Below are 9,023 nucleotides of genomic sequence, written 5' to 3'. Positions count from 1 at the left end.
GAGCGGCCGCATCATGCGTTGAAATACAGAACCCCCGATGCGGTACATAGGGGATTCTGAGTAGAAAAATGCTAGTTGAAAATGTGTAAACCTATTTCAGGACTAGACATGGCGATCTCGAAGATCAGACCCCGACGTGGAACGCCTGTTTGAGGTTGCGGATAAACTCCGCATCCCGGCAGAGGGTCTTGCCCGGGCTGTCGGAGATCTTGGCGACCGGGCCGCCATTGCACTCGATCAGCTTGAAGACGATGTTCATCGGGCTGACACCGGGCAGATCGCAGGTGAGCTTGGTGCCGATGCCGAAGCTGGTATTGATGCGGCCACGGAAGTGGCGGAACAGCTGCACCGCCTTGTCGAGGTTGAGCCCGTCGGAGAAGACCAGGGTCTTGTCGGTAGGATCGATGCCGAGCCGCTGATAGTGGCTGATCGCCTTCTCGCCCCACACTACGGGATCGCCGGAGTCGTGGCGCAAGCCCTGATAGCTGCTGGCCAGCTCGAAGTCGAAGTCCCGCAGGAAGGCATCCATGGTGATGCAGTCGGTCAGGGCGATGCCGAGATGGTCGGTGAACTCGTCCAGCCAGCTGGTGAGGGCAGCGCGCTGGCTGTGTTCCAGCGGGAAGCCGAGCTGCTGGTGCGCCTGGAACCACTCATGGGCCTGGGTGCCGACCGCGGGCAGCTTGTACTTCTGGGCCAGCATGTAGTTGCTGGTGCCGCGAAACGCCGGCAGCCGCTCCTTGAGGCGACCCACTACCGCATCCTGTACCGCGTGAGAGAAGCGGCGGCGGGTGCCGAAGTCGATGAGGTTGAACTCGCTCATCTCATCGCTGCTCAGCTCCTTCTCCAGCTTGTCGATCTTCTGATCGAGCCGCTCCAGCGCATGGCTGACGCCGAACTGGGGGTAGCGGAAGCGGTTGCGCATCTCGCTGATGATGGCGAGCACCGGGATCTCCCACAGGATCACATCCTGCCAGGGGCCCTCGACCCGCACATTGATGCGGCCATCCTGCTCGAACACCTTGAGCAGGGAGGCATCGAGCGGCTTGCGGCGCAGGTGGTCGAGGTAGTCAGGGGTGAAGAAGGGGCGTTCGGCCAGAAAATCGAGCTCTGGCTTGGTCAGTCGCAGGGAACCGGCGAGGCGCAGTTGCTCCTCGATCTGCCCCATCATGGGCAGCAGATCCTCTTCATTGCGGCTGTGAAACTCGGCCACCACCTCGGCATCCGGATAGCGATGGAACACCGCCTGCTGCATATGCAGCTTGTAGGCATCGGTGTCGAGCAGGCTGGTGAGGATTGGGGGCATATCAGGCTCCTCGCAGACTGGTGAGCACGATGGAGCTCCCCTGCCGCATATGTAACGTGCAGGCGTCGGTATCGAGCAGGCTGGTAAGAATCGGTGGCATATCAGGCGTCCAGCAGGCGTTGTACATCGATCAGGGTCTGGGCCAGTTCGGCCCCTGCCTCGATCATCTGGGTGTGGGCGCTGGCAACCGTCGCGGGGGCGATGCCACGGCAGGCATCGAGATGGACGATCACCCGGAAACCGGCGCGGCGCAGTTGCAGCACGCTGGTTTTGACACAGTAGTCGGTGGCGAGGCCGCCGACCAGTACGGTATCGACCTTGCGGGCTTGCAGGAATTCGATGAGTCCGGTGCTGCGCCGTTCGGCCAGGTCGTGGAAGCAGGTGCCGTAGGGATGGAGATCCGGTTCGACCCCCTTCCAGACGAAGAAGTCATAGTCGATGGGAGCGGGCAGGCCGTCGAGCAGCTCGAAGCCCTTGCTGCCCGGTACGCAGTGCACCGGCCAGGTGAGGTCGGCGTTGGGCAGATCCAGCGGCAGCAGCATGCCAGCGGGGTCAGAGACGGCCCAGTCGGCATTGGCAGGGTGAGAGTCCTTGCTGCCGATCCGCAGCGTGGCGAGGGTGGCCTGAGCGTTGAGCGCAGCCACAATATCATCACCGCCCGCAACGGGCAGTTCGTTCGGGCAGAGGGGGGTAAAGCCCTTCTGCGCATCAATATCCAGGCTGGCGACGGTTCCCATGATTGGCTCCTGCACATACTATTCGTGTGATATTATCTACCAAACATTAATGGAAGGCGAGCAGGGCGATCGGCATGCTGAGAATGAGTCTGGATATGGTGGTGCTGCGGTTGCATGAGGAGCGGCTCGAGCTGCTCCTCGAGACCCGCGATCACCCCCCCTTTGCCCACTGCTGGCAACTGCCGGCGCTGCGCATCGACGAGACCCGGGATCGGGATCTGGATGCCGCCCAGCGCCGTCTGCTGGCGGAGTGGGGGCTCGGTCACTGCTACAGCGAGCAGGTCTGCACCCTCGGCAATCTGGAGCGGGATCCCCGCGGCTGGTCCACGACCCTGGTCTATCTCTGTCTGGTGGATCCGGAAGTGGAGGCGATCCACGGCTGCTGGCATCCACTCGCCAACCTGCCGGGGCTGAGCCTCGCCTTCGACCATGTCCAGCTTATCGCCAAGGGGCTGGAGCGGCTGCGGATTAAGAGCCGCTACAGCACCCTGCCGCTGCAACTGCTGGGGCCCGAGTTCACCCTCTCCGAGGTGCAGCGCGCCTTCGAAATCATCCTGCAGACCCCCATGAATACGGCGGCATTTCGCAAGCGGATCCATCGCGCCGACATTCTTGTAGACACCGGCCGCAAGCGCACCGGCAAACAGCGCCCCGCTATTCTCTACCGGTTAGAGAGTCCCTGCTGCGTGATGTTCGATCAGGTGATGCATGGAGCGGAAGCATGAGTGAGACCGGCGTGCACAAGGTGCTGGTGAGTGCCTGCTTGCTGGGTCAGCCGGTGCGTTACGACGGTCAGAGCAAGGGGATCGTCAGCGACTGGCTGAGTGCGCTGGGAGCCGAAGGACGGGCGCTGGCCTTCTGCCCCGAAGTGGCGGGCGGTCTGCCGACCCCGCGCCTTCCTGCCGAGCGGCAGGGCGAGCGGGTAGTGACGGCGAGCGGACTGGATGTGACTGAAGAGTTTGATCGCGGCGCCGAGCTGGCGCTGGAAATCTGTCAGACGCAGGGCATTCGCTTCGCCCTGCTGAAAGAGGGGAGCCCCTCATGTGGCAGCGGCCGTATCTATAACGGCCGCTTCGAAGGTGTTTCTGTGGCTGGCGAGGGCAAGACCACCGCCCTGCTGCGCCGCCACGGGATTGCTGTCTTTTCCGAAAATCAGTTGGCCGAGTTGGCTTCTGCGCTCTCTTTGGATTCCTCCCCGGATTTGGCGGCAACCGGTAGCGGCGCCTGACCGCTCTGCCACCCCTCCAGCACCTCGTCCTTCTCCTGCCAGCGCTGGTTTAGCCACTCCTGAAAACCGCGCTTGAACTGCTTGTCGTTGAAGTAATCTCCTATCAGCTGCTCATTCACTGGCAGCTCCTCAATCCGCACCTGAATGCGTTTTACCCGTCCCATCAGGAAGTCCTTGAACGGGGTCTCGGCGTTGTCCGGATAGCGGATGGTGACATTGATCAGGCTGTCGAACTGCTCGCCCATCGCCGCCAGTGTAAAGGCCAGTCCTGCCGCCTTGGGCGGCATCAGGTGACGATAGCGGGAGCGGGCCGCATCCCGTTTCTGCTCGGTGAAACGGGTCCCTTCCACGAAGTTGATGACGGTAGTGGGGATGTGGCGGAACTTCTCGCAGGCGTTGCGGGTGGTCTCGATATCCTTGCCGCGCAGGTGCGGGTTCTTCAGCAAAAACTCCCGTGAGTAGCGACGCATAAAGGGCATATCGAGCCCCCAGCAGGCGAGCCCCAGCAGCGGGATGTAGATCAGCTCGTGCTTCATAAAGAACTTGGGCACCGGCAGCCGATCCCGGAACAGGTGGCCGAGCACCACGATATCAGTCCAGCTCATATGGTTGCTGATGATGAGATACCAGCCATCCTTGCGCAGCTTGGTATTGTCCTCCACCTGCCAGTCGATGCGGGTGGTGAGGCGGATCACCAGCGCATTGCAGGCTAGCCACAGGCGCATGAAGCGGTTGTTGAGGCGGCTGCAGGCGCGGCTAAAGGCCGGGATCGGCAGCAGCAGTTTGGCCAGCGACACCAGCAGGATCAGACTGGCGCACAAGGCGGTGAAAAGGATGGTCAGGCCCGCACTGATGATCAGCACCAGCGGGCCGGGAAGCAGGGATAGCATGAATGTTTACTGCGCCTTGGTTGCCAGCAGTTGGCTCAGGGTCTGGTCCTTTTCGTGCCAGATCCCGTTCAACCACTGTTGAAACTCTTGTTGGAACTCGGGGTCATTGAAGTAATCCCCCACCAGTTTGCGGTCGATCGGCAAATAGCGGACCTGAACCTTGATTTGCCCGACCCGGCCACACATGAAGTCCCAGTAGCTGGGGATGCCGTCCGGATAGGCGATGGTGACATCCACCAGTTGATGCAACTGGTCACCCATGGCTGCCAGGGTAAAGGCGATGCCGCCTGCTTTCGGGTGGAGCAGGTGACGATAGGGCGAACCCTGCTTCTGATGTTTGCCCTTGGTGAAGCGGGTGCCTTCGACGAAGTTCATCACACTCACCGGAATGTGGCGGAACCTGGCACAGGCTTTACGGGTTGTTTCAATGTCTTTTCCCTTCAGATGGGGATGCTTTTCCAGAAATTTCCTGGAATATCGCCGCATGAAGGGGAAGTCGAGCGCCCACCATGCCAGACCGAGAAAAGGTACCCAAATCAGCTCTTTCTTGAGGAAAAACTTCAGGAAGGGGATTTTTTGGTTAAAAACCCGCTGCAGTACCAGTATGTCGACCCAGGATTGATGGTTGGCAATCACCATATACCACTCATTCCGGCGCCCTTTGTCCACTCCGACCACCTCGAAAGGGGTTTTGATGATGGTTTTCTGGATCAGATTGTTGAAACCGATCCAGCAGCTGGCACAGCCATCGAGCAGCCAGTTGCAGAGGGTGCGCCACCCCTTGAGGGGGAGCAGGAGCTTGAGCAGACCCAGCGAGAAGATGGGGACAAACCAGAAGAGGGTGTTGAAAAAATAGAGCAGGGTGGAGAGGCTGCCGCGCAGTCGCTCTGTCAGCTTGTTGGGCATGAGTCGGGTCCGTCTTGCTGTCGATAAAGGGCCATCAAGTGGTCAGATCTGTGGCCATAATATCAGCCGATTGCCCGTGAGACCATTCAGGGCCGTTACGGTGTCGGACTCACCCTTTCCCTTCTGTCAACTGCTGCGCAGTCGCGACAGCAGCCTGTCCATGGCCCTGTAACCGAGTGCCTCGATAAGATGCTCCTTGCCGATGGCGGGTTGTCCGGCCAGATCGGCGATGGTGCGTGACACCCGCAGGATGCGATGCCAGGCCCGGATGCTGAGCCCCAGCTTCTGGATGGCATTCTCCAAAAATTCGGCATCTTGCGCCGATAAGCGGCAAATATCCTCTATCTCACGGCTATCCAGCAGGTTGTTGAGCTTGCCGTTACGGCTCAGCATGCGCTCTCGCGCCGCCAGCACTCGATCGCGGATCTGCTGACTAGACTCCCCCCGCTCCGCCTTGCCGGTCAGGCTCCCCTTGGGCAGCAGCGGCACCTCCACCGTCAGGTCAAAGCGGTCGAGAAAGGGGCCGGAGAGTTTGCCGAGGTAGCGCAGGATCTGATCCGGGCTGGAGCGGGTCTGGCCGTCGCCATAGTGGCCGCAGGGGCTGGGATTCATGGCGCCGACCAGCTGGAAGCGGGCGGGAAAATCCACCTGGCGGGCGGCCCGGCTGATGGTGATGTGGCCCGTCTCCAGCGGCTCACGCAGGGAGTCGAGCACCTTGCGCTCGAATTCGGGCAGTTCGTCGAGAAACAGCACCCCGTTGTGGGCCAGCGAAATTTCGCCGGGCCGCGGGTGGCTGCCACCGCCCACCAGCGCCACCGCTGAGGCACTGTGGTGGGGCGTGCGATAGGGTCTGTGGTGCCAGTGACCGGCGCGCGGGGTGAGGCCACCGATGGAGTGGATTGCGGCGGTCTGCTGCGCCTCCTGCTCGCTCAGCGGCGGCAAGATGCCGGGCAATCGGCTCGCCAGCATGCTCTTGCCGGTGCCGGGCGGGCCGATGAACAGCAGGTTGTGGCTGCCGGCGGCGGCGATCTCCAGCGCCCGCTTGGCCTGAGACTGGCCGATAACATCCTGCAGATCTGGTACGTCGGGCAGGCTCTCCGAGCTTTGGGGGGCCGGCAGCGGCAGTTCGTACTGACCCGCCAGCCAAGCGGTGACGGCCAGCAGCTGATGGGCGGTGCGCACCTCGGCATCCTGAATGAGAGAGGCTTCCGGGCCGTTCTCCCGCGGTACCAGCAGGGTGCGCCCCGCATCCCGGCAGGCGAGTACGGCAGGCAGTACCCCGAGTACGGGACGAATTTCGCCTGTCAGGGCCAACTCCCCTAAAAATTCGTGATCGAGCAGATATTTTGCCGGTATCTGCTTGGACGCGGCAAGAATACCGATAGCGATAGCCAGATCGAAACGGCCACCCTCCTTGGGTAGGTCGGCGGGGGCCAGATTGACTGTGATGTGTTTGCTCGGGAACTCGAAGTTGCCGTTGAGCAGGGCACTGCGGACCCGATCCCGCGACTCCTTCACCGAGGTTTCCGGCAGGCCGACCATGTTGAAGGCGGGCAGGCCGTTGGAGAGGTGAACTTCCACTGTAACTTGCGGGGCCGCGATCCCGAGGCTGGCACGGCTATAAACCACAGCTAATGACATAAATCCCGTCCTTGAGTTGATATATGTTCTGACTAACTGCTTGTTGTTGGTTTTTTATTCCAGAGTTCCGGCTGAGGAATAGCCAAAATCAGTGGGTTGTCACAGAAAAAAGGCTTGCCCAATAAAAATCACCGTGCTAGTTCTAATAGCCATTCGCGGTAGAAACCGCCCAAATTTCACAGGATTTCCGGTTGTAACTATGAACATGGCCTCCCGTTTCGTCAGCATTATTGTGGTCCTAGTGGTGATTATTATCTCACCGCTCGGGGCTCGTTTAGCTGCACGGAACAAGGGATAGACCCACCACCGGACAGAACGAAACAAGCGACCCCCGAGCCTCACAGCCCGGGGGTTTTTTTTCGACCAAAGGACAGGATTTTCCACATGAACGGCGCGCAGTTTTTGGTACAGGCTCTCAAAAAACAGGGTGTGACCCAGGTGTTTGGTTACCCGGGCGGGGCCATCATGCCGGTCTACGATGCCCTGTATGACGGTGGTCTGGCCCATCAGCTCTGCCGCCACGAGCAGGGCGCTGCCATGGCGGCTGTGGGTTATGCCCGTGCCTCCGGTCAGGTGGGCGTCTGCATCGCCACCTCCGGCCCCGGCGCCACCAATCTGGTGACCGGTCTGGCAGAGGCGCTGCTCGATTCGGTGCCGCTGGTGGCCATCAGCGGTCAGGTGCCCTGTTCCGCCATCGGCACCGATGCGTTTCAGGAGGTCGACGTGCTCGGCATGTCCCTCTCCTGCACCAAGCACTCCTTCATGGTGACCGATGCCGCCGACCTGGGGCGGGTGTTGGCAGAGGCTTTCGCTATCGCCACCGAAGGGCGCCCCGGCCCTGTGCTGATCGATCTCCCCAAGGATGTGCAACTGGCTGCCGTGCCTGCCCAGAGCCCGCTGTTTGCAGTGGAAGAGTCGGAGGTGCTCAACCCCTCGGATCTGGCCGCGGCCCGCACCCTGCTGGCCGCCGCCGAGCGTCCGGTGCTCTACGTCGGTGGCGGAGTGGGCATGGCCAATGCCGAGCAGCAGTTGCGTGACTTTGCCGCCGCCACCGGCATGCCTGCGGTCACCACTCTCAAGGGGATTGGCGCGCTCGACCCCGATAGCCCCGTTTACCTCGGCATGCTCGGCATGCACGGCGCCAAGGCCGCCAACTATGCGGTGCAGCAGTGCGATCTGCTGCTGGTGGTGGGCGCCCGTTTCGATGATCGGGTGACCGGCAAGCTGGAAGAGTTCGCCCCTGAAGCCAAGGTGATCCATCTCGATGTGGATGCTGCCGAGTTCGGCAAGCGCCGCGCTGCCGAGGTGGGTATCACCACGGATCTCAAACAGGTGCTGCCGCGCCTCGCCATGACTCTCGACATCGCCCCCTGGCGTGAACACTGCGCCGCCATGGCCCGCGAATATGCATTTCGCTACGATCACCCGGGTCAGGCCATCTATGCCCCGGCTCTGCTCAAGCAGCTCTCTACCCGGCTACCGGATAGCAGCGTGGTGGCCTGCGATGTGGGTCAGCACCAGATGTGGGTGGCCCAGCATATGCGCTTCACCAGCCCGCGCAACCATCTCTCCAGCGCCGGTCTCGGCACCATGGGCTTTGGTCTGCCCGCCGCCATCGGTGCCAAGATGTCGCGCCCGGAGGATGAAGTGGTGCTGGTAAGCGGTGACGGCTCTTTCATGATGAACGTGCAGGAGCTCGGCACCATCCGCCGCGCCCAGCTCAAGGTGAAGATGGTGCTGCTGGATAACCAGCGCCTCGGCATGGTGCGCCAGTGGCAGGAGCTGTTCTTCGACGGCCGCTACAGCGAGACCATCCTCTCCGACAACCCCGATTTCGTCGCCCTGGCTGCTGCTTTCGGCATTCAGGGCGAGACCATCACATGCAAGGAGGAGGTCGCGCCTGCGCTTGACCGCCTGCTGGCGCACGACGGCGCCTATCTGCTGCATGTGGCCATTTCAGAGGAAGAAAACGTCTGGCCCCTGGTTCCGCCGGGAGTCGCCAATCACCAGATGATGGAGCAACGCCCATGAACCCGCACCCCCTTGCCCAGCCAGCATTTGCACAGCACACCCTGCATATCCACGCCCAGCCCAGACCCGAAGTGATGGAGCGGGTGCTGCGGGTGGTGCGCCACCGCGGCTTCGCTCTCTGCGCATTGAATATGGAGCAGGATTGCCAACAGCTGCGGATCACGGTTACTGTCGAGTCGGTGCGTCCCATCCAGCAGTTGTGGAGCCAGCTGGTTAAGCTGGTGGACGTCTCCCGGGTCGATGCACTGGAACAGCAACCCCGGATCAGAGCTTAAGGAGCCAAGCCA

At 61.6% G+C, this 9,023-nt stretch carries 9 protein-coding genes; 4 read left to right on the top strand and 5 right to left on the bottom strand.

Annotation, left to right across the window (positions count from 1 at the left end; all coding sequences use genetic code 11):
* Nucleotides 1-124: 124 nt before the first annotated feature.
* Entirely contained in the window at nucleotides 125-1,303 is a 1,179-nt protein-coding gene (gene pncB, locus ACB035_RS12510; RefSeq protein ID WP_005339605.1) for a nicotinate phosphoribosyltransferase, read from the bottom strand.
* Between the two features lie 101 nt (nucleotides 1,304-1,404).
* Nucleotides 1,405-2,040: a nicotinamidase gene (locus tag ACB035_RS12505; RefSeq protein WP_005357452.1), complete on the bottom strand. Its 636-nt coding sequence runs from the start codon at nucleotides 2,038-2,040 to the stop codon at nucleotides 1,405-1,407.
* A 74-nt stretch (nucleotides 2,041-2,114) separates the two neighbouring features.
* Between ACB035_RS12505 and ACB035_RS12500 the strand changes: the two genes are divergently transcribed.
* Entirely contained in the window at nucleotides 2,115-2,765 is a 651-nt protein-coding gene (locus ACB035_RS12500; protein WP_371167387.1) for a DNA mismatch repair protein MutT, read from the top strand.
* Nucleotides 2,762-3,268 carry a DUF523 domain-containing protein gene (locus ACB035_RS12495; protein WP_371167386.1) on the top strand — a complete coding sequence of 169 codons (507 nt, stop codon included), beginning with the start codon at nucleotides 2,762-2,764 and terminating at the stop codon, nucleotides 3,266-3,268. Before ACB035_RS12500 ends, ACB035_RS12495 begins: the two co-directional genes overlap by 4 nt.
* On the opposite strand, the gene ACB035_RS12490 is transcribed toward ACB035_RS12495, so the two are convergent.
* The 3 genes from ACB035_RS12490 to ACB035_RS12480 form a co-directional block, all read right to left on the bottom strand.
* Complete coding sequence (locus ACB035_RS12490) at nucleotides 3,193-4,158, bottom strand: acyltransferase (RefSeq protein WP_371167385.1); 966 nt, start codon at nucleotides 4,156-4,158, stop codon at nucleotides 3,193-3,195. The two genes, ACB035_RS12495 and ACB035_RS12490, sit on opposite strands and share 76 nt — an antisense overlap.
* Nucleotides 4,159-4,164: 6 nt before the next feature.
* The gene (locus ACB035_RS12485; protein ID WP_005339610.1) at nucleotides 4,165-5,064 is read right to left on the bottom strand and encodes an acyltransferase; all 900 of its coding nucleotides are present in this window, start codon (nucleotides 5,062-5,064) and stop codon (nucleotides 4,165-4,167) included.
* A 126-nt stretch (nucleotides 5,065-5,190) separates the two neighbouring features.
* Complete coding sequence (locus ACB035_RS12480; protein WP_106844321.1) at nucleotides 5,191-6,705, bottom strand: YifB family Mg chelatase-like AAA ATPase; 1,515 nt, start codon at nucleotides 6,703-6,705, stop codon at nucleotides 5,191-5,193.
* Between the two features lie 384 nt (nucleotides 6,706-7,089).
* Between ACB035_RS12480 and ilvG the strand changes: the two genes are divergently transcribed.
* On the top strand, nucleotides 7,090-8,736 hold the full coding sequence (gene ilvG, locus ACB035_RS12475; protein ID WP_106844320.1) for an acetolactate synthase 2 catalytic subunit: 1,647 nt from the start codon (nucleotides 7,090-7,092) through the stop codon (nucleotides 8,734-8,736).
* Nucleotides 8,733-9,011 (top strand): acetolactate synthase 2 small subunit, encoded by a 279-nt coding sequence (ilvM, locus tag ACB035_RS12470; RefSeq protein ID WP_323970252.1) that lies wholly within the window; start codon nucleotides 8,733-8,735, stop codon nucleotides 9,009-9,011. Before ilvG ends, ilvM begins: the two co-directional genes overlap by 4 nt.
* Nucleotides 9,012-9,023: the final 12 nt, after the last annotated feature.

Origin of the sequence: Aeromonas sp. S12(2024) (assembly GCF_041402305.1) — a bacterium.
Lineage (GTDB): Bacteria > Pseudomonadota > Gammaproteobacteria > Enterobacterales > Aeromonadaceae > Aeromonas > Aeromonas veronii.
Note: the sequence above shows the minus strand (reverse complement) of the source record. Positions and strands in the feature narration are given on the sequence as shown.